Annotated in this window: 16 protein-coding genes and 1 pseudogene; 1 reads left to right on the forward strand and 16 read right to left on the reverse strand. The window is 45.5% G+C overall.

All coding sequences use genetic code 11. The features are described 5' to 3' along the window. Positions 1 to 374: 374 nt before the first annotated feature. From DWW91_RS11665 to DWW91_RS11725, 14 genes and pseudogenes are all read right to left on the reverse strand, one after another. Entirely contained in the window at positions 375 to 2891 is a 2517-nt protein-coding gene (locus DWW91_RS11665; RefSeq protein ID WP_122327825.1) for a beta-N-acetylglucosaminidase domain-containing protein, read from the reverse strand. Between the two features lie 121 nt (positions 2892 to 3012). Continuing rightward, on the reverse strand, positions 3013 to 4767 hold the full coding sequence (locus DWW91_RS11670) for a DUF3857 domain-containing protein (protein WP_122327826.1): 1755 nt from the start codon (positions 4765 to 4767) through the stop codon (positions 3013 to 3015). A gap of 6 nt (positions 4768 to 4773) precedes the next feature. Then, positions 4774 to 6738 (reverse strand): DUF3857 domain-containing protein, encoded by a 1965-nt coding sequence (locus DWW91_RS11675; protein ID WP_122327827.1) that lies wholly within the window; start codon positions 6736 to 6738, stop codon positions 4774 to 4776. After that, complete coding sequence (locus DWW91_RS11680; protein WP_122327828.1) at positions 6735 to 7397, reverse strand: HNH endonuclease; 663 nt, start codon at positions 7395 to 7397, stop codon at positions 6735 to 6737. Before DWW91_RS11680 ends, DWW91_RS11675 begins: the two co-directional genes overlap by 4 nt. Before the next feature lie 6 nt (positions 7398 to 7403). Then, positions 7404 to 8495, reverse strand: coding sequence for an AAA family ATPase (locus DWW91_RS11685; protein WP_122327829.1), 1092 nt, complete (start codon positions 8493 to 8495; stop codon positions 7404 to 7406). A gap of 58 nt (positions 8496 to 8553) precedes the next feature. Beyond that, positions 8554 to 9711: an AMP-binding protein gene (locus tag DWW91_RS28050; protein ID WP_233584473.1), complete on the reverse strand. Its 1158-nt coding sequence runs from the start codon at positions 9709 to 9711 to the stop codon at positions 8554 to 8556. A 45-nt stretch (positions 9712 to 9756) separates the two neighbouring features. After that, a pseudogene (locus DWW91_RS28055) lies at positions 9757 to 10779 on the reverse strand (o-succinylbenzoate synthase); the annotation flags it as partial. Further along, complete coding sequence (locus DWW91_RS11695; RefSeq protein WP_122327831.1) at positions 10760 to 11836, reverse strand: YhcG family protein; 1077 nt, start codon at positions 11834 to 11836, stop codon at positions 10760 to 10762. The pseudogene DWW91_RS28055 and the gene DWW91_RS11695, both read right to left, overlap by 20 nt. A gap of 27 nt (positions 11837 to 11863) precedes the next feature. Continuing rightward, on the reverse strand, positions 11864 to 12688 hold the full coding sequence (gene menB, locus DWW91_RS11700; protein WP_007656343.1) for a 1,4-dihydroxy-2-naphthoyl-CoA synthase: 825 nt from the start codon (positions 12686 to 12688) through the stop codon (positions 11864 to 11866). A 26-nt stretch (positions 12689 to 12714) separates the two neighbouring features. Then, complete coding sequence (gene menD, locus DWW91_RS11705; protein ID WP_122327832.1) at positions 12715 to 14382, reverse strand: 2-succinyl-5-enolpyruvyl-6-hydroxy-3-cyclohexene-1-carboxylic-acid synthase; 1668 nt, start codon at positions 14380 to 14382, stop codon at positions 12715 to 12717. 65 nt (positions 14383 to 14447) lie between these two features. Beyond that, positions 14448 to 15512, reverse strand: a complete 1065-nt coding sequence (locus DWW91_RS11710) for an isochorismate synthase (protein ID WP_122327833.1) — start codon at positions 15510 to 15512, stop codon at positions 14448 to 14450. Further along, on the reverse strand, positions 15509 to 16741 hold the full coding sequence (locus DWW91_RS11715) for a Cof-type HAD-IIB family hydrolase (RefSeq protein ID WP_122327834.1): 1233 nt from the start codon (positions 16739 to 16741) through the stop codon (positions 15509 to 15511). Before DWW91_RS11715 ends, DWW91_RS11710 begins: the two co-directional genes overlap by 4 nt. Before the next feature lie 96 nt (positions 16742 to 16837). Beyond that, positions 16838 to 17680 (reverse strand): Cof-type HAD-IIB family hydrolase, encoded by an 843-nt coding sequence (locus DWW91_RS11720; protein ID WP_010803221.1) that lies wholly within the window; start codon positions 17678 to 17680, stop codon positions 16838 to 16840. Positions 17681 to 17687: 7 nt separating this feature from the next. Then, positions 17688 to 19631, reverse strand: coding sequence for an AAA domain-containing protein (locus DWW91_RS11725; protein WP_122327835.1), 1944 nt, complete (start codon positions 19629 to 19631; stop codon positions 17688 to 17690). 101 nt (positions 19632 to 19732) lie between these two features. Here DWW91_RS11725 and DWW91_RS11730 point away from each other — a divergent pair, with 101 nt between their 5' ends. Next, positions 19733 to 20389 (forward strand): hypothetical protein, encoded by a 657-nt coding sequence (locus DWW91_RS11730; RefSeq protein ID WP_044246388.1) that lies wholly within the window; start codon positions 19733 to 19735, stop codon positions 20387 to 20389. Between the two features lie 6 nt (positions 20390 to 20395). Here DWW91_RS11730 and DWW91_RS11735 read toward each other — a convergent pair whose 3' ends face one another. Both DWW91_RS11735 and DWW91_RS11740 read right to left on the reverse strand, forming a co-directional pair. Then, entirely contained in the window at positions 20396 to 21754 is a 1359-nt protein-coding gene (locus DWW91_RS11735) for an MATE family efflux transporter (RefSeq protein ID WP_122327836.1), read from the reverse strand. Between the two features lie 44 nt (positions 21755 to 21798). Beyond that, entirely contained in the window at positions 21799 to 22644 is an 846-nt protein-coding gene (locus tag DWW91_RS11740; RefSeq protein ID WP_122327837.1) for a hypothetical protein, read from the reverse strand. Positions 22645 to 22688 lie beyond the last annotated feature (44 nt).

Below are 22688 nucleotides of genomic sequence, written 5' to 3' on the forward strand. Positions count from 1 at the left end.
CATATTGTCTGGAGCCAGTTTCCTTATAGGGGAACTGGCGTTTCCACATTAGGAAACCAGCGTTTCCTGCCTGGGAAATTACAGTTTCCTGGCTAGGGAACTGGCGTTTCCTTATTAAAAAAAATTAGGAAACTGCAATTGGCTGGAAATTAGCTAGTTATCCTTTTTTTCTCTTTCATGCTATTTAAGGTCTGTGGTCTCTGTTATTACCAGCCAAAATGTCCGGTTTGTATTCTTTAGGACAAGATATAAATGTTCTCAAATGAAACAGGTGACACCGATTGCTATATCTGCGTCACCTGTAATGTGTTAATATGTTGTCGGTTAAATGAAGGAATAACGAAGCGGTGCTATTCCCGGAAGAAATTTATGATTTACTCCCTGACAATCTGGTGAATTTGTACCGGAGTTTTACCTGCCGGAGTGATTATCAGCGTTTGCATATCATCAAATGAAATTTTGTTCAGCTTCACATAGCCGACGTAGCCACAATATAGCATATTGTTTTCGCCGTCATTGTTGACACCGGAGATGGAAACCATACTATCGTTATTGCCGGACAAGAAGAATTCGATATACTTGTCTACACCGTTACATTTCACTTCAACCTTTTCGCCCGGTTTCAACGTTTTATAAGTACTCAGATTGAGATCGTACATCATCAATTCTTCGTTGATTTCTGGTGCTTCCTTTGTCTTTACGGAAAAAGCGGCAACCTTCAGTTCCATCTGTTTGCCGGAATTGTTGCGCATCCGGACAAAATGAGCGTTCAGAGGAATTGTAGTAACGGTGAACTTTGTCCGGTCGGCAGGAATATCAGAAAGGATAGTCCATGTCTTACCGTCTTCCGACCATTCGAATACACGTCCGTCCACATTACTTTGAGGTAAGTTGAACGTGAAAGATTCGGCGTCCTTTTGTATTTCCCATCCGAGGCCGAGATACTGGTTAGGTTCGACTTTTACCACTTCAAGCATGGGGACATAGGCTATCAGATTCTCGTCTTCCGACCAGGGTTGATTCTTCAGCTGATCTATATTAGTAATGGTAGAAGCTGTGCTAACTCTGATTTCGTTGGAAGGTGTATCGGCTGTCGAAAGTAGGTTGCGGCTGGTCTGTCTGTATAAACCTTCAATAAGCGGCATCAGGACTCTTGAACCTACTTTTACACCTTTCTGATACGGATTCTGGTTAAAAGTACGGTTAACCAGTTTCATACTGTCCATAACGGCAGATACTTCGAGGAAACGTTGCCAGGTGTTCTGGCGGTCTTTTTCATACCAGGCGTGAGCCATACGCAGAGCATTGGAACCGCATCTTCCGAGTAACTCGAACTGCATAAGCCAGGGATTGATTTCTTTAATCAGTGCTTTATTGTCTCCCTGATTGTATATCAACTCGGGAGCAGCCTGTATCTGTGCGAATAAGGCACCCAGTTGGTTTGCATCTCTTTCGCCGAACTGTCCGTTGCGGTAACCGGTAAGGAATTTGTCGGCCTGTGCCTGGTAGCGGGTAGATTCCTCACGGCGATATAAATGACCGTTAGGTCCCGGATCGCTATTATTCTCACAGAATGTCTTGAAGGCGATGGCTGCTTTGGGTACTAAATATTCGCAAGCCTTTTCCCAAGCCAGTTGCGGGTCGTAACTGTGTATATTCCAGCTATACATGGCAACACCGAACAAGGCGACTTTGGAGGCTTCAGCGCGTTCCATCGGGTTAGCAACGAAACCGGACATCGCATTGGAAGCCTGAGTGTCCAGACCATAAGCGGGTCCCATCAAAAGGTGGTCACGGCAGTAATCGCTTACCGGGAAGTTCCACCAGATATAGGCGGGACGGCGGATACGCTTGTTGACCCATTCAAGACCTTCCAGGGTAATATCGTCTACAACACGATTCCCGGTCCACATGATATGGACAGCCGGGTGAAGTTGTTCGCCCAGGATATCGAGATAATCGGTCCGTGCCCATGAACGGTTGTATTCGGTCGGACACATGATTAATGGCTGTATGTCGCTTTTCTTTTCAATAAATTCTTTCTGGATGAAGTTCATCAGGCCAGCTTGTTTGGCTGCGTTTGTTCCTTCACCGGAAATGTCGTCAAAGAAGACAGCGAAAGCACGTACACCGAGGTCGTACATTTGTTCGAACTTGGTGATCACGTTGTTACTGTCGGTTGCATTCCATTTGATATCCTGTCCCGGATGGATTGCCCAGACGAAGTCTACCTTGTTGCGGGCAGCTTCGGTTGTCAGTTCTTTAATCTGCTTTGCCTGGTCGGCAGGATAGGGTTCACGCCAGCTGGCACTGTGGAAAGGATCGTCTTTCGGACCATAGATGTAAGTATTCATCTTAAACTGGCCGTAGAAACGAAGTTGGCTGATACGGTCGTCATGGCTCCAGGGAGTACCGTAGAAGCCTTCGACAGTTCCCCGATGGAGTACGTCAGGATAGTCGGTAATCGTACATAACGGAAGTGTGCGTTTGCCTGCTTCATTGTAGCCGACCAGTTGTTTGAGTGTTTGGGCGGCATAGAATAATGAACGGTCGTCCACAATTTCGATAGTGATTTTCTTCTTTGAAATATCCAGGATATAAGCACCTGAACGTTCCATTTCGGGTGTTCTGGCTTTCAGCTTTTTGACTTCCAGCGGTAATGACTTGCCTGATTGGACGAAGGGCAATGCTTCTTTCAGTATTTTCACTGCGTCAGCGTCCGGATTGCTGATACCCTGTAATGTATATCCATGAGACGGCACATATTGCTGGTTGGATATAACAATTTGTTGTGGTTGGGGATATAACTCGAGAGATAAGCTTTGCGCGTAAGTAAATCCCGGAATACAACATAATAATAGTGTCAGGAGTAGATTTGATAGTATTTGCATAGATCAACGGTTTAAGATATTAATATTTGACTGTAAAGTTATTAATATTCAACAAAAAAACAAGGATGGAACAGTAGAATTATCTCATTCCATCCTTGTTTAAATTACTGATTGTATTCGCTTAGTTAATTGACAATAACAATGTTTTGCCGGACTGATTTCCCCATTCGGTCAACAGGGTGCGCAAGTTGCCGAATTCAGCGGGAGTATAGAGCTGTTTGTTCAGTAGCAAAGAGCGTTCTACCTCTGCGTTGTTTCCGTTTTGCTTAACGGAGATGACTACCTTACCGGCAGCGTTTTCAATTGTTTTAACTGCTTCCGGAGTAGCTAGTTTCATCCCTTCCGGTACTTGAACAGTATAGGTATACCGTTCGTTTGCTTTGCAGGGCAACAGCAGGTTTTCCTTGCGGCTACTGTTCATATTGCAGTAGTAACTATGTGCCAGGCTGACCGGGGCATCGGGCAGTGAAACCATAACATATCCGTTGTTCGCTTTTAAAGGTTGGGATGCAGTATAGGAGATTGTCGTTCCGTTGCCGGTCTTCGATTCTTTTGCTTCCTTATCAGCACCGGCATAGGTAGACAGATAAGCTCCGTAATAGGGGAGGTAAGCGTTGCCGATAGTTGCATCTACTTTTGCATCTGCTTTTTCCGGAGAGACGGAAAGGGTAACCTTATAAGTGAGGTCGGTAGACGGGGTGCTGATTGTTACAGGCGTACCTTTGGTCAGGCTGATGACCGGTGTCAGGTTATTTGAACCCGCAGCTGCCATTTTATTGGATGATGGAGACATGATATACTGTTTACCGTCTGCATTGGCAATAACGACCAGTTCTTTTATTGCATTCAGCCCACAACTGGCCGGTTCGGCATTCACACTGTAGGATGCTGCCGTTTCGGCTTTGATGCCTGCTGCATTTAACAGGCCGTTCAGCAGGTTTGTCTTTTCAGCTTCGGTTCCGTAGGCAGAATAGATTACATCGCTTGCCGAACGGATTTTATATCCTGCATCCGGCAACGAAAGGCGACTGTAACCCAGGTTTTCCGTTACGTGTTTCAGGATGGCCTGTAGTTTTTCCGTATCGTTCTTTTTACCTTCTGTCAAGTTTTCGGCAATGGCAGTCAACTGGACGTCGCTGGCGGGAGTGAACTGTGCATACAATGCTTTCAATGCGTCTCCGTTCGAAGCATAAGTGGTTGCAGTCAGGAAAGGAACGTTGCCATTGGCAGCCGAAACGAACGGGTCGCGGGAAGAAGCCGGCAGGTTCTGTAATTTCCAGGTAACGGTTTTCATGCCGTTGGCTGTTGTGACGGCCGGCTTGGCATTGTTATACTGCAAAGTGTAGGATAACGGTTTGCTTTCCGGTGCAGACAGACTGATGGTATATTCTTTTACCGGAGAGGTTTGTAATAGCTCGTTATAAATATCCAGCTCCGGCAGATACCCCGGTTTGGAAGTCAGCGTATAATCCAGATAGATGGTTGCTCCCAGTTCCAGACCGGTATGGACAACGACCATTTCTTTCAGATGGTTGTAAGCCGGAGCATCGGCTGCTGTCCGGGGAAGTACTTCCACAAAGGCATTGTCGGGCGTTTTGACAATGTTGCCGTCTTTCTGTTTGGTATAAGAGGAATTAATTTTTAGTTCCTGGTATTGCGGATTGTAAACGATGAAACTTTCCCCGTAAGTACCGTTCATGGCCGTATGTGTGAAAAGCGTAAGTTCCATGTTGTAGCGGAACTCCTGGCTTCCGTCTGCATTCAATGTATATGCTTTCGACAGCTTCTTATATTCAGCTTCCGAGCCGGCAAATGCGGATGCTGTAATAGCCAGCAGGCAGAGAAGCAGTGCCAGTTTATGTAGTATATTAGTCATTGTCTTTTATTTTTTAATAATTAAATAATCACCGAAACTTTTGTGTGCATTAACGGCAGAACGGAAACCGTCCCAGTCGGCTGCTTCATATACACGTTTCTTTAGAGCCAGCTTCTGGTGAAGCGTTATTTTATCGCCGTCCTGGCTCAATGAGCCTTCGAAGTCGGCGGCATCGCTTTGCTTGCTTTCGTTCTTTGCCTCATTTAACAAAGTGTATCCTTTCGGTAGCTGGATGGTTTCGTCCAGTTCCACCAGACGTGAACAGCCATCCTTGAAACCATACTGGCGTTCGGGCAGGTCGGTATTGATGCGCAGATAACTCTTTACCTGATTGTACAGGTTGTTCATTACCATCGGTTTGAAGACCAGTTCCTCTTTACCCGGGATAGCATATTCCGGTATTTCATAGCGGAAAGTGATTTTGATGGGAGCCGCTTGATAGTCTTTCGGATCTTTTCCATAATCCACGCTAAGCAGACGGGCTTTCGGGGATACGTTTAGCAACTGGCTTTCAAGCATGTTCTTCCATTGTGACTGCCAGCCACGGGTAAACATGCCGCGGATATTGCTGTCCGATTGTCCTTCGGCCGTGATGGTGAATTGTCCGGTCAGTGTGCCTTTGGCATCCAGTTTATTGTTTGCTTTGATACGTATATAATGGTTTTCCGGAGCGGAAACGGGAGTCAGGCAAAGGTCGGAACCTTCGGGAACTCCCGGCAGGTAGTTCTGTTGTTGTTCGGCGCTGCTCCATAGTTCGCGGCAGAAAGGAACCCAGGTCGGGTCGAGCGGCATATATGTACCGCTGGATAATTTAACGACGGCTACACAATGGTTGAAGTGGTCGGCCGGAATACTTTCCACACGGCTGCCTGCCATTGTCATAGCGGGATAGGCTTCGAAACCTGCCATACGGAGGAAGGATATCAGCGTTCCGGCAATATCTTTACAGACACCGCAACGGTCGGTATAATTCATCTTGGTATTGTGAAGGGTATAACCTTCGCCTTTGCCCATCGAGATGCCGGAGTAACGGATATTGTCGGCAACCCAGTGGGTGAGGACGGCTATCTTTTCCATTTCTGTTTTCTTCCCTTTGATAAGCTCGTCTACCTTTTTCTGTGCTTCCGGCAGTGGAGCAAAACTTCCGTAATCTTCGTTAACCTTATTGAACCATAATGATTTATCCTGCCATTTAGGAGTGGACGACATCATCAGTTTCGGAGCGGCATCGAACAGGTCGACCATGTTAGGTTCACGTTTGGTCGGCATCACATTGTTGGTGGAGAAGGTATAGGCTTTCCGACCATCTTCATAGCGCATGGAAGAGGCGCAGTCGCCTTGATAGAACTGGAACTGCATTTCTTTCTCCATCGGAATGGATACTTTATATACTTTACGTACGGTCGGTTCCGTCACCCAGAAAGGAACGATGTCATAGAATTGTCCGCGCATGGGAGGGATGAAGCGGGATTCGTCATCGCTGCCGTCGGCCAGCAGGGCGTAGGTGAAACCTTTCTTGTCGATTTCATATTCGATGATATCTCCCGGATTCAGCTGGCCTACTTCAAGCATGATCTGGCGGGCGCCCCAATAGATGGCGCGGGCCGGAGCCGCATAGTCGCAGGCTTGTGTAACGTCCAGGTTGATTACATCGCCGTTGGCACGGTAGACGGTCGCTCTCTTGAATTGTGCGAAAGCCGTCAGCGGGTCGTAATCATATTTGATGATACGGTTACTCACTGCTCCCCGGGGAGTCTGAATCTTGATAGTCTTGCAGACAGAAAATGAACCGGAACCAGTCGGTTGTACGGTTACGGACGTACTGTCCAGCAGATTGACGCAATCATATCCGGCATAGACTTCCGGCTTCTGAAGCGTCGGGTCCGGTGCGAACCGGCAACTTTCCCCACTCTGTCCGTAGGCGGACGAAAGGGTTAGGAATGATAATAGTATAACATTCAGTTGTTTCATAGATTGTTATTTTGTTTATTAGTATTATTCCATTTAATATATTCCCCAAATTCCTTATTTAATAGTGGATGGTTTTTTATTATTCTATATTTGAATCCCAGAAACTCCCGATTAATCTGTAGACGTTCAATAATAGCATTTCTATACTCGCTTGTAGGATTTGATAGAAATGCGTTTACCAATTTCTTAAAAGAATTTAGCCTTGATAAATAGTACTCGTAGAAACGTTCTTCCAGTATTCTCCGACTTACTCCGGAACCATTAAAAATAAGTGAGAGTAATTCGATTGTTTTTATTGTTTCCTTATCGTTGCGGCTTGACAGGAATACAACCTTCTTATGTGGAAAATCGTTCTTGTGTTCAATAAATTCTTCAATATGATTATCTAAAGGGTTGAGCAAATTGTCGTATTTACTTGATTTCTTATTGTTACAATAATTGCAGGCAAGTAAGAGATTTGTCCATTCTACTTTCAGATGCGGATAGTTCTCTTGAGATTTAAAATGTTCGATCTGATAGTCGGTAACTAATCTACGTTCACATAAATAACATTTTTCATGCTGGTCTTCCAGTAGTTGTCTCTTCACGTCCTCCTGGTTATACTGTGCACATCCTTTTAAGGATTTGGGAACTATATTGCTTTTCCTGATTCCTATCATCTGTTGCTATTTTGATAGATTACGTATTATATCATAGTATTCACTTTTTATGGCTGGCGCTACCACATCAGAGACTTGTTCGAACTCATTTAGTAGTTCGTCCAGTTCTATTTTATCGGAGATACTGGGTTCTTTTTTATCAACTAATATCTTTAAGGTATCCAACTTGACTTGCAGATAACTGGAATCGGAACGTACTCCGAAATATCCTTCGGCTAAAGCTTCATAAGAATAATCAGTTAAATCGCTGATGGATTCCTTTCGTTCCAGATCAAAAGCGACAGCATTAGGCAGAGAGTTCAAAATGAAAGGAGAATGAGTTGTTACGATAAACTGGACATTCGGGAATATATGCGTCAATAAAGGCAATATAATCCGTTGCAATCCTAAATGAAGGTGAGTTTCTATTTCATCAATTAATACGATTCCCTGTTTTTCGTATACACGTGTTAATGCATCGGGAGTTTGCATTTTGAGAATTAGATCTGCTACTATATCGATAACAGCGGAATAACCGGCAGATAGTTCTGTGAATTTAAATTCTTTTCCGGTAGTTTGTATTTTAAAACTGTAATCTTTATAATTAAATATAAGCTTTAGCGAATTATCCTCAAATATGCTCTGCAGGAGTTTCTCAAATTCAATAAACCATTTATTTATCTTATCGGCATCTTCTATTTGCTGCTCGTTACGGGCTAAAGCTTCCTGGATTTTATAATCTACCAGAAAGTTAAGGAATTCATTTGCCTTTTTATCCTCAATATGATATCCTTGATCTAAGTTCGGTTTGATCGGATTAATGGGCTCGTTCATCAAAGATAGACGTTCTGCTTCATAGAAGGCTAATAGGATATTCTCATTCTTAATTGTTGCATGATCGAACTCTCTGTTGAAGAATAACGTTGTTGCAGCATTTGGGGTATATCTATTCTTTATGCCGTTAAGTTGACTGGCTATATCATTTAACACTACTGTCTTCCCGCTACCATTTTTCCCGGTAATAATAAGATGCTTCTTTTCTTTTTCATCAATAGGAATATTGAAGTTCTCTAAATGAAAAACTTTATTGACTTTGATGTTTGTCAGGAAATAACTCATGATATGTGTACTTTTATATGTTCAAGTTACAAAGTTATTATTTTATTTCGCCGAAGCTCTATCTATTGTCAATAGATTTAATAGCTAGTAGCCGACAGGCTTTCCGGTCTGTTTTACCACTGCCGGTGAGTGGGATGGCATCGACCTGCCGGATATATTTAGGCTGTTGGTATTTAGGCAGGAGAGAGGCTATTCTATCAGAAAGGCCTTCAATGTCTGCCGTCTTTTCCATCAGTAGCACAATGGCTTCTCCTAATCCGGGATGTGGAATAGCCGTTATCGCAAAGGTAGCAGAAATTATTGAACGTAGTGTTTCTTCCACTGATTCGATTTGTACTTTTATACCTCCGGTATTAATGATGTTGTCTTTCCTTCCCAGAATGGAGAAAGTACCGTCCGGATGCAACTGTGCGATGTCGTTTGTCACTAATGTCTCGTCGCAAACCAGTGGTGCGTTGATAATGAGTGTATCCTCAGACGATAAAGACAATTGTACGGAAGGGAAAGGGGTGTAGGCTGAAGAAGCCTCGGGGCCGTTCAGCCTGCGCAATGCGATATGAGAAAGTGTTTCCGTCATGCCATAGGTCGAGTAGACGATATTGGGTAATGTCCTGACCTCTGCTTCCAGTTCTTTATTTATGGCGCCTCCCCCTATGATTAATATCTCTGTCCGGCATAGGCGTTCTTTTTCCTCCGGTACTTGAAGCGTGTTATATACCTGTAACGGTATCATAGCAGCAAAGCGAAGCGGAGTCTCTACATCTGCCAACGGATGGCCGGAAGGCGTGCGCAGAATGAGAGTCAATCCGGCAACTAAGGCCCGTACGACCACCATCTTGCCGGCAATATATTGCAATGGCATACACAACAATGCATTATCTCCTTTTTGCAGATGAAGGAAAGAGCAGGTAAGGATGGCACTTTGCATCATCTGTTCTTTGCGGACAGTGAACTCTTTAGGCGTTCCGGTAGAGCCGGATGTATGAACGGTGATGTAGGGAGATTCGTTGAACCAGTCGGCCAGGAATTTGTATAAATCCCGACGTATCTCTGGTGCATCGGCAGGTAGATTAGTTATTAATTGCTGTATATTTTCTGCTGTACAAACCGTTCCGTCCTCTAACTGTAACAGTTGTTTATTACAATCTGTAAGTAACTGTTTCCCCTCTTGAGAGGGGATAAGGGGTGTGTTATCATTTCGTTCCGGAACAGGCATTAACACACCCCCTGCCCCCGAGGGGAATGAGTTACTCTTCGGATCGTACCAGAGACAATCCTGGCGAATGGAGAGCGGCATCTCCACATTGTCCGTAAATAAAGCCCCTGTTCCCAGTCCTTGCGGTAAAGGATTATTGAATGTTGCACACCATTGTGCAATGGCATTCAGTCCGATATTCGATTCCAATGCAGAAGTAATCCACCAGCCTATCTTTTGTTGTTCAGCCTCGTCGATCCATTCCTGTCCGCCACTTATCCCGCCATGTAAAGACGGTTTCAGTATGATATACTGCGGACGGATAACTGATAAGAGTTCCTTTTTCCTTTCTATTGTATTGATGCCGATTAGTTCTTCATCCAAAGCAATAGGTAAAGGTGTTTCAGAAGTGAGTCGTGCCATTTCCTCCCACTGCCCGGCGCGGATAGGCTGTTCGATGGAATGCAGGTCCAGTTCGGCAAGCCGTTGTAACTTGTTCAGGGCATCGTCAGGGGAGAAGGCTCCGTTTGCATCTACCCGTAATTCTATTTCTTTAGCAGAAAAATGCGCACGGATATGTTTTAATAAAGCCAGTTCCTCTTCAAAATTAATTGCCCCAATCTTCAACTTAATACAGCGAAAGCCTGATTGCATTTTGACCTCGATTTGTTCCAGCATCTTTTTATAGTCACCCATCCAGATCAGGCCATTGATTGGGATACCGGCTTTACCTCGTGAAAAGTCTGTATCCCAAAGTGCAAAATTACCTGTTTGGAAATGGCGGAAAGCCGTTTCCAGTCCGAATAAGATGGAGGGATAGGAACGCAGAGCTTCGGTATCGGGCATTCCGTTCTGTTCCGTTTGGTGACAAATGGTTGCCAGTTTTTTTTCGTAGTCTGGCAGATCATCACAACTCAGTTTAGGGAGTGGAGCACATTCACCTATCCCGAATCGTCCGGGCATTTCATCAGTGGTAAGAACCAAATACCAGCTCTTTCGAATCGTATAAGTCCCCCGTGAAGTCCCTGCCGGTTGCTTGAAGTGTAAAACTTTAGGAATTATCCGGATTCTATAATGCGTTGTTCTCATTATTCTGTTTAATATAATCGTTCAGTTGATTGTTTAGATCCTTAAAGTTTGGTAAAGCATCCTGTAATTCTTTAGGTAATTCATTATATGTATATGAACTTACTCCAATAGGTTTGTTTATATCGCGAAGGGAAAATTCAACTTCATAATCATCTTTCCCTTTGCAAAGTAATATCCCAATTGTTGGGCGGTCATACTTATCACGTACTAATTCATCTATTGCGGAAATGTAAAAATTAAGTTTCCCAATAAATTCAGGTTCAAATTCCTTTGCTTTCAGTTCAATGACAATGTATGCTTTTAGACGGGTATGATAAAATAAAAGATCCAAGCGATATTCCTTTTTCCCAACTTTCAGAAGATATTGATGTCCCATATAAGCGAATCCTTTGCCCAATTCAAGTAGGAATTTAGATATTTGTTGGACCAGGCCGCATTCAATATCCCGTTCTAATGCTTTCTCCGATAATTGAAGGAAATCGAAATGATAAGGATCTTTCAATAATTCGTTTGCCAGTTCACTTTGAGGGGGAAGTAATGTTTGAGTGAAGTTATTGATTGATTTCCCTTGTTGGTGAAACAGGTCCTTTTCTATATGATATTCTAAAATGGAACGGCTCCAACCATTTTCGATGGTTTTGTGGATATAGAAGAGGGCTTCCTGGGGAGAGCCTATTTTGCTTAATAAAAGAATATGATGTCCCCAAGGTATTTCAAAGATAGTGGAGTCTGACAATTTGGTCACAAGCTGTGACCAAATTGTATTCTCTTGATTATAAAAAAGATAAAATCGTTTGCAACGTCTAAGATTGACAGCTGACAACCCTTTTATATCAGGAAATTCAGCCTGCAAATCCTTACTCAATTGTTCTATAAATCCGCTTCCCCATTGAGCATTTTGTTGTTTCTCCACAATTTGTTCGCCAAGGCTCCAGTAAAGGTGGATTAATTCGCTGTTTACAGCAATGGCCGCCTTTATCTGGCTTTTCCGGATATTCTCCTTTAATTCAGTTAGCCATTGGCGATAGTCTTGTTGTAGTTTAAGGTATTGTTCCATTTTATTTAATATATAGTTTAGTTCTGATTACGGAAATTTGGGATAATCTTCAAAACGCGGGCGGCGTTTTTCGAGGAATGCTTTGCCGCCTTCCTGGGCTTCGTCGGTCATGTAGTAAAGCATGGTGGCATCGCCTGCCAGCTCCTGGATACCGGCCTGGCCGTCCAGTTCGGCATTCAGTCCCGCTTTGATCATACGCAAGGCAAGCGGACTGTGCATCATCATGGTTTCAGACCATTCCACATATTCATCTTCCAGCTTATCCAGGGGAACGACTTTGTTTACCAGTCCCATGTCGAGTGCTTCCTGCGCATTGTATTTCCGGCAAAGAAACCATATTTCGCGTGCTTTTTTCTGGCCGACAATACGGGCGAGATACGACGAACCGAAACCAGCGTCGAAGCTACCCACACGAGGACCCGTCTGCCCGAAGATGGCATTTTCAGAAGCGATGGTAAGGTCGCAAACGACATGCAAAACGTGACCTCCGCCGATAGCAAAACCATTGACGGCTGCGATGACAGGCTTAGGCATGGAACGAATCTGTTTCTGTACGTCGAGTACATTCAAACGGGCAACGCCGTCCTTACCGATATACCCGCCATGACCTTTCACATTCATATCTCCACCGGCACAGAAAGCGGTGTCGCCAGCTCCGGTCAAGACGATGACACAAATATCCGGACGCTCCCGGCAAATGTAAAGCGCATCGCTCATTTCGGTTGTCGTGGTGGGAGTGAAGGCATTACGGTAACGTTCGCGGTTGATAGTGATACGGGCAATACCATTGTAGAAATCAAACAAGATTTCTTCATATTCTTTTATCTGTTTCCATTCTCTTTGTGTTGACATAAAATCTTTATTTAGAGTATTGTTTATTATAACGTCTTTAAACTATGGTAGTATTCTTTCAGCAGGCGGACGTCTTCATCTTTGTCGGTGAATACCTCCATCAATACGGGTTGATTGATCGGATTCGGATCGGTGAACACTTTCATGGCTTCTTCCAATTCTGCCGTGTCGTGTACGCCCTGGTAGAGGAATCCCCGTTCGGTAGCCCAGCCCTGGGCCGAAGTCTTATGTGTAGCCGTTACAAAGCGGTGTGTCTTTCCTGACATCGACAAACCGGGCAGTGCCTGGAAGATTTCGCCGCCACCGTTATTCAGTAACAGGATGCGCAGGTTACAGCCGAAGTTGCTGTTCCAAAGCGCGTTCATATCATAAAAGAAGCTCAGATCGCCTATCACCACAAAATTCAATTTGTCGGATGCTACCGCATAGCCGATAGCCGTGGATAATGAACCTTCTATACCGCTTGTTCCCCGGTTGCAGCAAACTTCAACTTCTTCGGGCAACGTAAACAATTGAGCGTATCGTACCGTCGAACTATTGCCTAAATGTAAGGCAGACGGAGTCGGCAATGACTTGAGCAAACGACCGATTGCTGCCATTTCCGAATAAGCAAACTCCGGTTCCGGCAGACTCTTCGTATTGTTTTCCCAGACACGTGGAAATTCTGTCGGCTTATTTTCCAGCAGATAAGCAATCTTTTCAAGAAACTCGAACGGGTCCATTTCTATTACGGTAGTCATTACACCGTATAAGTCAGCCACTTCACCATCGGCCGATACGTGCCAATGTTCTTTCGGCGGATTATTACGTAGGAATTTCTTTAAACGTTTGGATACGATGTGTCCGCCGTAGGTAATAACCAGTTCGGGAACCATCTTTTCCTGCGTTTCTTCAGGCAGGGCATAAATGGCTGCATCGAAGTTTTTGACCGGGATGCCCGGAATGGTCTTGTTGCTTGTATGTTCGGTCAGCCAGGCGAAATGTTTATAAAGTAGCTTGGATATCTTCTTTTCAAAAAGATAAATCAGGCTCATCTGGCCGACAATGATCATTCGTTTATTATAGCTGTTCAACCGTTCGATCAGGGTATTGTATTCCCTGTCGTACACATTCAATCCCTGATAGCGGGTGATAACGCGCACTTCCGGCAATTCGGGAGTAGTGAACTGGAACAAAGGTTCGGAGATCGGCACATTGATATGAACCGGCCCTTTTCCATGATGATTCAATTCCAACAATGCTTCGTTGACAAGACGGTTGCAATACCATTCATCTTCATCCGTATGAATTTCCGGCAGATTGACCGATTTCTTAACCAGGGAACCGAATACGCCCGGTTGCGGTAAAGTCTGTCCGTCCATTTGGCCTATCCAGGCTCCCGGACGATCTGCCGATATAACGATAAGAGGAACATGTTGGTAGTAGGCTTCCGCCACAGCCGGATGGATATTCAGCAAAGCCGTACCCGAAGTACAGCAAACGGCTGCCGGTTTTCCTCCGTGCAATGCCAGACCCATGGCAAAGAATCCGGCACTTCGTTCGTCGGTGACGGAATAACAGGTGAAGAACGGATGATTCGCCAATGTATGTACGATAGGCGAATTACGGCTTCCCGGACATAATACGATTTTACTTATACTATGCTCCTTGAGCAAGGCCACTAACTGAAGAATGTTTTTCTTATCGGTATACATATATTATATTTATCTTATTCTGCTTACAAAAGTACATATAATATCTAACGCAAAACGCCTGTCTATCATAATAAGGCCCGCATCGTTTGCAGTTTGTCTTCCGTTTCCTGCCATTCGTCGCTTAATTCTGAAGAGGAGAGCAATCCTCCTCCGGCATAGAGTGTCTGTGTCTTCTTATTGATATTCATGCAGCGCAGATTTACATACAGGTCGGTTCTGCCTTTCGGGTTCAACCAACCTATAAAACCGGAATAGTAACGGCGGTCGTAACCTTCATTTTCCAGGATAAAACGGTAGGCGTCATCTTTGGGTAATCCACAAACGGCAGGGGTAGGGTGTAGCAGTTTCAACAAACTACCCAGCTTATCGTTACTGTCCAGCCGGAACCTGAAATCACTTTTCAGATGACATAAAGCCCCGGCACGTGCCGAATAGGGACCTTCCATCGTCGATTCGATACCCAGTGAACTTAGCTGGTCGTGGATATAATTGGAGACTAGTTGTTGTTCCCTTTTGTTTTTCTCATCCCAATAAATCGGCAGTTCGCCGTTCTGTAAAGGCTGTGTTCCTGCCAGCGCAACCGTATGCCATTCACCCTTTTCTCCCGAGAGGATAATTTCAGGGGTTCCTCCCAGCCAGATGCCCGTTTCCGGTGTATGGCAGAGGTAAACATAAGAACGGATATACTGTTTGCAGGCCTTATAAAAAGCCTTTGCAGGCGAAAAGCCGGATTCCCTGTCGAGTGTCAGACTGCGCGAAAGTACCAGTTTGTCCAGCTGTCTCTCCTGCAAAGGCTTGATAAAGGAATCGAAACAATGTGTATAGTTGTCTTTTGTCTTCCGTTCGGATGGGTTTTCTGTTCCATTCGGATGAAACTCCAAATCCATTCGGATGTAATCCGGTTGACTGTTATCCGGCAATTCGCTATAATCGCGCCGAATCAGCACGATGGGACATTCCCGGCTGACCCGGAACGGAGCGATGACGAAGCCCTGTTGTTCATTCAGGTCCTCGATGTTATATAAAAGACGGGCAGAACCGGAGGCTTGCATCACGAACCGGGGTTCTTCTTCCCCCGGTATACGATAGATAGCAAAACTCCGGCCCTGCCTGATCAGTGAGTCTATCATTTCTTTTTTAATATACTATTTACGACACGTATGGATGATACCAACTTATCAGTAGAGGTAAACACATCTACATTCCATACGTGTGAAGAACGTCCCTTGTGAATAATTGTCCCGACGGCACGTACCGTATCGCCTTCGTGGGCCGATGACATATGGCTGCCGCTCACCTGCATTCCGACTACAATCTCGTCCGGCTTAGCCAGTATCATGGAGCCTAATCCCGCAACTGTTTCAGCCAATGCCAGAGTCGCTCCGCCATGCAGTATGCCGAAAGGCTGGCGTGTACGTTCGTCGACTGGCATTGTCGCTTCCACACGGTCTTCGGACGCATAAGTATATTGGATACCCAGGTTACCCATCAGTGCATGTTTAGCCCGTATATTCAATTGGTCCAAAGGCACTTCTGTCGGTTTGATGGCAGCAAGGATAGCGGTTTCTACGGCTATTGCCACACCATCCTGATCGTTGGTCAGCGTGGTGAAATCCGTACAGACCTTAACCGAATCACGGGCGTTGCCCATCGCTACGCTGGTCCCGGCAAGCTGTAACATGGGGACATCAGCAATTCCATCGCCGATCGCTACGACTTCTTCGGTCGTAATTTTCAGCTTTTCCATCAATACGCCTAATGTGTTTCCTTTGTTGATGAATTGGGGAACCACTTCCAGATAAAAATCTTCCGAACGGAATACGTCCAATACACCGTCCAGCCGTTTCTTCCAGTGATTTTCCAATCCTACCAGTTCTTCTTCGTTGTCGCTTGCCAGCACACACTTGCAAGGACTGAAGTCGACAGCCTCCGGAAAATTGTCAACACCGATCACACGCATATTGTTTAGCGCGGCTTCTTCCTGCACATGTTTGTTGTCAGGTTTATTTGTCAGGATATAGTCTTTATGATATGTGAAAATGGCAAAATCGTTTTTCTTCGCTTTCTTATCCAAGTAAGGCAGCATCTCCGGGTTGATACGTTTCTCGAAGAGCAGTTCACCCGTTTGTACGTTGATGATCTGGCCACCGTTATATGAGAGTATGAAACCACCGTAATGATCCAGTTCCAGAGCCTTTGCGAGCGGCATAACCCCGTTGGTCGGTCTGCCGGATGCCAATACAATGTGTATTCCCATTTGCTGAACTTTCAGTAAAGCAGCCTGGGTACGGGCAGTAATTGCTTTTTCACTGTTGAGCAATGTCCCGTCTACGTCTAAAACCAATAATTTGTACTTCATGGCTTGCTGTTTTTTTGTTTAGATTACAAATCTACATAAAAATCCTGGTTTATAAACGCATCCAATAAAAATAAAGACCATCTCGTTAGTATCTTTTTAACCTATTTCATGTATATTTTGGTGGGTATTACTATTGAGTAAGTCATGAATGAAATGTGCAACGCCATCCTCATCATTCGTAAATGCAGTGATCCGATCTGCATTTGATTTTACGGGAGGCTGTGCATTTGCCATAGCAACGCCGAGTCCGGCAAATTTGATCATGGAGAGGTCATTGTAGCCGTCACCGATGGCGATAACTTCCTCTCTTTTTATCTGCACACGTTCCAATAGGCGTTCCAGCGAAGCGGCTTTGTCGATCCCTTTGGGCACGACTTCCAGGTAAAACGGTTCCGAACGATAGACATTGAGGCGAAGGCCCAGTTCCTGACGCAGTTTTTCTTCCAGCGGAACCAGGTCTTCCGGTTCTCCGACTATCAGGCATTTGTCGGCTGGGAGCCGTAGATTGTGCAGGAAGTCGTCGGTTTCCTTTACCTTCATTTTGGTCAGGAATGATTCGTATTGAACATATTTGTCTGCTGCATTTTCGGTCAGGATGTATTTACCGTTGTAAGACAGGATTGTCAGTCCGGCTTCATACGAACGTTGATAGATCAGGGGCATGACGTCTGGTGGCAGGGCCTGTTCGTAAAAGACCTTTCCGGTTTTCACTTCGATCACTTTTCCTCCGTTAAAAGAGAGGATGAAACCTCCGTACTCTTTCATATCCAGCGTTTCTGCCAGTGGAACGATACCGTAAGTAGGGCGTCCGGAGGCCAGAACCAGATGGAGACCTTGTTGCTGGGCTTTTATTAATACCTCCCGGGTGAAAGGCGTGATCTCTTTTTTACTGTTTGTCAGTGTTCCGTCCAGATCGAGGACCAGTAGTTTATAGTTCATCTTTATTTTATTTCCGGTGAATAGAATCGTCTGTTTCTGTTGCGGGTTTTAATGGGATCACATGGCCGTTGGCTGTGATGTATTTGTATAATTCCCGATAAAAAGTATGTTTTGTCAACGTGGAGGCATCGCCTAGTATGATCAGTTTCATTCGGGCACGGGTGATGGCAACGTTCATGCGGCGCAGGTCGTTCAGGAAACCGATATTTCCCTGGTCATTGGCACGTACCAGGCTGATCATGATCACATCGCGCTCCTGGCCCTGGAAACCGTCTACGGTATGGACGGTAATCAGTTTGCGGAAGGGTTTGAAAAAAGAGTTCCGTTTAATCAAGCCGCGGATATATTGCACCTGTGATTTGTAGGGAGAGATCAGTCCGAAGTCGATGCTTTCGTCCAGTACGCGTTCTTTACTAATCTTTTCGATATAGGCTTGCAGTTGCTCCACCAGCAGTTCCGCCTCTTTTTTATTGATCCGGCTCTGGCTTTCGGATAATTGATCTTCCTCAAAATCACAATCTGCCGTATCGAACCACACGACAGGTGTGTCGTAGGCGAGGATGCCGCGGTGCTTAACTTCCGGCGCAGCCTGTAACTCGTCCTGGTAAAACCAGCGGGACGAGAAACGCATGATATCTTCATGCATCCGGTATTGTACTTTAAGCAGGGAGACAGTCTCAGGTTTGCCGGCTGCTACTTTCTGCATCAAAGTACGGTCCAGTCCGCCGCGGGCAGCTTCTATACATTTAATAGTAGGAGGAAGTTGGTGATGGTCGCCTGCCAGAATCACCCTGTCCGCTTTGCTGATGGCAATCCAACAGGCAGCTTCCAGTGCCTGTGCTGCCTCATCGATAAAGAGGGTGGTAAAATTATGGTTGGTCAGCACCCGGTTGGCAGAACCCACCAGCGTACATGCTATGACGCGGGCTTCGCTGAACAGGTCGGCGTCTATCTGCACCTCCAGTTCGGTGGCACGGAAGCGCAGGCGGGAAAGACGGTTGCGGGCCGTGTCCTTTTCGCTGTGACTTTTCTTACGGAAAGAGGATTGTATCTCCCGGATTGCTTTGCGGATTCCCCAAAGTTCGGAGTAGTCGGGATGCGACTCGAAGCGCCGTTCATACGTAAATGAAAGCATTTTGTCATTCACCCGTGTCGGGTTGCCGATACGGAGCACGTTGATACCCCGGTCTACCAGTTTTTCCGATATCCAGTCGACAGCCGTATTGCTTTGGGCGCAGACCATTACCTGGTTTTCCCTGTGCAGCGTTTCGTAGATCGCTTCGACCAGTGTCGTTGTTTTCCCGGTTCCGGGAGGGCCATGTACGATAGATACTTCTTTAGCCGACAGCACATGGTTGACCGCCTCCTCCTGGGTTGTGTTTAACCACGGGAAACGTATTGGGAACAGGTTTCTCCGGCTGGTCGGTGTCTTCCCCAGCAACACATCACGCAGATGGGCAAGCTGGTTATTTTTTGCTTTCATTACACCGGATAGTGCATTGAACATCGTTTTATAGCTTGTCTCGTCGAAGTAGAGTTGAACGCCCAGTTCACTGTTCACGTTTTGCAGGTCGAATAAAGCTGAAGGTGTCGGAAGGACGACGACCATCCGGTCGTCCTGTACATAGCTGATGATGCCGGAGAAATTCAGATAACGCGGACTGCCGGTTCCGTTTGTCGTAAAGAAACAAACCGGACGTCCGTACTCAAAATTATGTTCGATCTCCTTATCGTCCCTGCGTTCTATTTCAATGACGAGCTGATTGAGCGAATTATAATAACTTTTTCCCGGAATCACAGGATACCAGCAAAGTCCCTGTTGTATTTTCCTGTGAATGCCCACCCGTTCGGCTTGTTGCCTGTACGTCTCTTTCTCATATTCATACTCCATTTGGAGAAGATCATATTGGCGTTGCAGATCTGCGGATGGTGTCTGGAATTGATTGATCATTATTCTTTGTTTAACTGGCCGCAAACTTACATAAAAAAATGGAATTGAATGGGGGTTTTTGCTCTTTCCGATGTCATAAAGTCAAACTGAAGGATTTTTATATGAGAAATGTGATTCTATCCATAATGCTCTCTTTATTGCTTCTGCCGGGTTGCGGCTCTATGAGGAATATGAGTAGTGAAGACCGGGTCGGTTTTGGCGCACAGGTCGGCTCTTTTATCGGGTGGCTTTTCGGTGGATTGATCGGAGAGGCGATCAATGATGAGAATGGTGCTGAAATAGGTGCGTTTATAGGAACGGCTGTGGGTGGCGTTGCCGGTGCTTCGATTGCAGCCAGTACGGAAGAGGAAACGCATATTGTAAGGAGAAGTCCGAAATATACACCGTCGTCTCACGTCCTTCTTCCGGACTTGCAGATAGAGGATATTCTTCTGGATGAAGATAGCATCACCTATAATCAAAAGATCGATGCGGGAGAAACCTGTCGTATCTCTTTTGTAATCGTGAATAACAGTTTTCAGGATGCATTGAATGTACTTCCGGTAGTCAAACTGGAAGAAGGAGAAAACCTGGAACTATCCGAACCTGTCCGGATTGCCCGGGTTACCCATGATACTCCCATCACTTACGAAGTCACAGTGCACGCTTCTCCCGAATTACAAACAGGCACAGTCGTTTTCAGTGTACGTCTGGAAGAGGGACGCGGCAATGGCACGGAGGCGGAAACATTTACCGTTGAAACGTTGGGTAAAGAGTGAAATTTATCATACACCGGTCATCCTGTTCAGTATCTTCGGAAATTGTATAAAGAAAATGATCGTACAGCAGATAGCCGCCGTTGCATCGGAAATACCTTCTGCCGCATAGACGCCTATCATTCCCATAAAATGCGGTAAGATCAAGGCTAACGGAACAAGCAGGATAACTTTGCGGAGTAATGCGATAAAGATGGAAATCTTAGCCTGGCCCAGGGCAACGAACATATTCTGGCAGGCACGCTGCAAGCCGAAAATAGTCATACCAGCCAGGAATACAGGCATAACCTGCTTCACAGTCTGTATTAGCTCTTCATCCGAAGTGAAAGCCGAAGCGATGACGGATGGAAACAGAATCATCAGCAACATCAGGACAAAATTGAACAGGAACATGAAAGTCACTACGATCCTGAAACATTCTTTTACCCTTTCTTTATTCCCATGCCCGTAATTATAGCTGACAATAGGCACGAACCCCAGGGCGAAGCCGGTCAGCGGGACACTGACAAAAAGCATCGAACTTTGCATAACGGTCAACGCGCTCACGTAAATATCGCCGAATGTCTTTAGCATACCGTTCAGCACAAAACCTACCAGGCTTTCCGTACTGGCCATGATAAAAGGCGATATGCCTAAAGCCAGAGTTGCCCCGATCACTTTCCTGTCCGGTTTCATATACTGCTTTTCGAGCCGAAGGGAGGCGCGGGAAGAAGACAGAAAAGACAACACCCAGATGGCACTGCCGGCCTGTGAAATAATCGTGGCTAATGCCGCTCCTTTTACCCCCATGTTGAAACCAAAAATAAAAAGCGGGTCGAGCAGGATATTGAGGAAGGCACCTATCATTACCGACCACATGGCAATACCCGGACGTCCTTGCGTATTGATGAAAGTATTTAAGCCTACCGATATTTCGACGAATAACGTACCGATCAGATAGATAGAAAGATAATCGGTGGCGTATCCGAGTGTTTGTTCCGAGGCTCCGGTGAACAGCAGGATCGGCTTCATGAAAATATAGGCGAGGGTGGAAGTCAGCACGGTAAAGATCAGCAATAGTATAAAGCCGTTCCCAAGTATCTTTCCGGCCTGCTGCCGGTTTCCCTGTCCGAGGGCAATTGCTGCAAGCGGAGCACCTCCGCCTGCAACAATGGATGAAAATGCGGAAATCAGGATAATAATCGAACCGGCTACCCCGATGCCGGCAAGCGCCGGTGTGCCTATTCCCGGAATATGCCCGATATAAATACGGTCTACAATATTGTAGAGCAGGTTTACCATTTGGGCAACTATCGCAGGCAGTGCCATCCGGAAGATAAGAGGTAGCATACGGTCTGTTCCCAGCCGTTCTTCGTATATCTGATTCATTCTTTGTGTTATGATTAGAAAACGAAGCCAAAATTACTTATAATTCAATACGTGGCAAAATCTGATATCTTTTTCCTCAGTTTCGTGTTCGAATTATAGTGATAATAAGTCGGGGCAGAGGATGGGAAATAATAAAGGTCCTGCGTTTTGTTGTCGACCTCCACTTTGTATACCGGCAAGGGTAATGTTTTCGATTCGGACTCAGGCCGATAATATTCATCATACTCTTTCAGCTTCGATATGCGTAACAACGGTATTTTCGGCCCGTATAATTTTTGCAGCGAATGCACGATGTCGGGGCGTGTGACAATAAAACGTTGCGGAACGTTATTCGCAGCATAAATATATTCAGATTGCACGGCATTATTCCCCTTTTGACGTATAATCTCTACCAGCGGTTTATTTAGATAGGAGCACAACTTTAGCATACAGATCTTCTCCCCGTCATTAGCAGATGTCCCGTAAGCATCCGGTTGCAAAAGCAGGTAAGGTTCCATACTAAAATTATCCAGTAGGAGAGGCGGATGCAGCCGGTCCTGCTCTGCTGCCGTATGAGTATCGCCCAGCCATTTCGGGATAGGCGACATGGAGAGCAATCCGGTTATGATAAACGAACTCATACATAGGCCGACTGCCGTATCCGTCACCTGTTTCCATTTGCCGTTTCCCGACCGGACCGGGAGTGGTTGCGGCTTGTCGGTATCCCGGCCTGTCCATTTCTGCCGGAGCTTGCCGGTGACCACGTACAAGACTCGTCCGGTGAACAGACAAAGCAGGCAGGTGAAGCAAAGAACCAATGGAATCCATAATTCCGGATATTCTATGCTGAAGAAGCCTTTAGTAGCCTTTATCACCCTGTGAGTTAGGCGGTGCGAAGATATTATTTTCATTCTTAATTTAGCAAAACATATAACATAAATTAGAAATCATTACC

The sequence above is a fragment of the Parabacteroides sp. AF17-3 genome (genome assembly GCF_003635445.1).
In the GTDB taxonomy this organism is placed as follows: domain Bacteria; phylum Bacteroidota; class Bacteroidia; order Bacteroidales; family Tannerellaceae; genus Parabacteroides; species Parabacteroides goldsteinii.

Bases quoted from the DNA above. Each gene is read 5' to 3' on its own strand.
- DWW91_RS11665 (WP_122327825.1), bottom strand. From the start codon at position 2,891: ATGCAAATACTATCAAATCTACTCCTGACACTATTATTATGTTGTATT.
- DWW91_RS11670 (WP_122327826.1), bottom strand. From the start codon at position 4,767: ATGACTAATATACTACATAAACTGGCACTGCTTCTCTGCCTGCTGGCT.
- DWW91_RS11675 (WP_122327827.1), bottom strand. From the start codon at position 6,738: ATGAAACAACTGAATGTTATACTATTATCATTCCTAACCCTTTCGTCC.
- DWW91_RS11680 (WP_122327828.1), bottom strand. From the start codon at position 7,397: ATGATAGGAATCAGGAAAAGCAATATAGTTCCCAAATCCTTAAAAGGA.
- DWW91_RS11685 (WP_122327829.1), bottom strand. From the start codon at position 8,495: ATGAGTTATTTCCTGACAAACATCAAAGTCAATAAAGTTTTTCATTTA.
- DWW91_RS28050 (WP_233584473.1), bottom strand. From the start codon at position 9,711: ATGCCTGTTCCGGAACGAAATGATAACACACCCCTTATCCCCTCTCAA.
- DWW91_RS11695 (WP_122327831.1), bottom strand. From the start codon at position 11,836: ATGGAACAATACCTTAAACTACAACAAGACTATCGCCAATGGCTAACT.
- menB (WP_007656343.1), bottom strand. From the start codon at position 12,688: ATGTCAACACAAAGAGAATGGAAACAGATAAAAGAATATGAAGAAATC.
- menD (WP_122327832.1), bottom strand. From the start codon at position 14,382: ATGTATACCGATAAGAAAAACATTCTTCAGTTAGTGGCCTTGCTCAAG.
- DWW91_RS11710 (WP_122327833.1), bottom strand. From the start codon at position 15,512: ATGATAGACTCACTGATCAGGCAGGGCCGGAGTTTTGCTATCTATCGT.
- DWW91_RS11715 (WP_122327834.1), bottom strand. From the start codon at position 16,741: ATGAAGTACAAATTATTGGTTTTAGACGTAGACGGGACATTGCTCAAC.
- DWW91_RS11720 (WP_010803221.1), bottom strand. From the start codon at position 17,680: ATGAACTATAAACTACTGGTCCTCGATCTGGACGGAACACTGACAAAC.
- DWW91_RS11725 (WP_122327835.1), bottom strand. From the start codon at position 19,631: ATGATCAATCAATTCCAGACACCATCCGCAGATCTGCAACGCCAATAT.
- DWW91_RS11730 (WP_044246388.1), top strand. From the start codon at position 19,733: ATGAGAAATGTGATTCTATCCATAATGCTCTCTTTATTGCTTCTGCCG.
- DWW91_RS11735 (WP_122327836.1), bottom strand. From the start codon at position 21,754: ATGAATCAGATATACGAAGAACGGCTGGGAACAGACCGTATGCTACCT.
- DWW91_RS11740 (WP_122327837.1), bottom strand. From the start codon at position 22,644: ATGAAAATAATATCTTCGCACCGCCTAACTCACAGGGTGATAAAGGCT.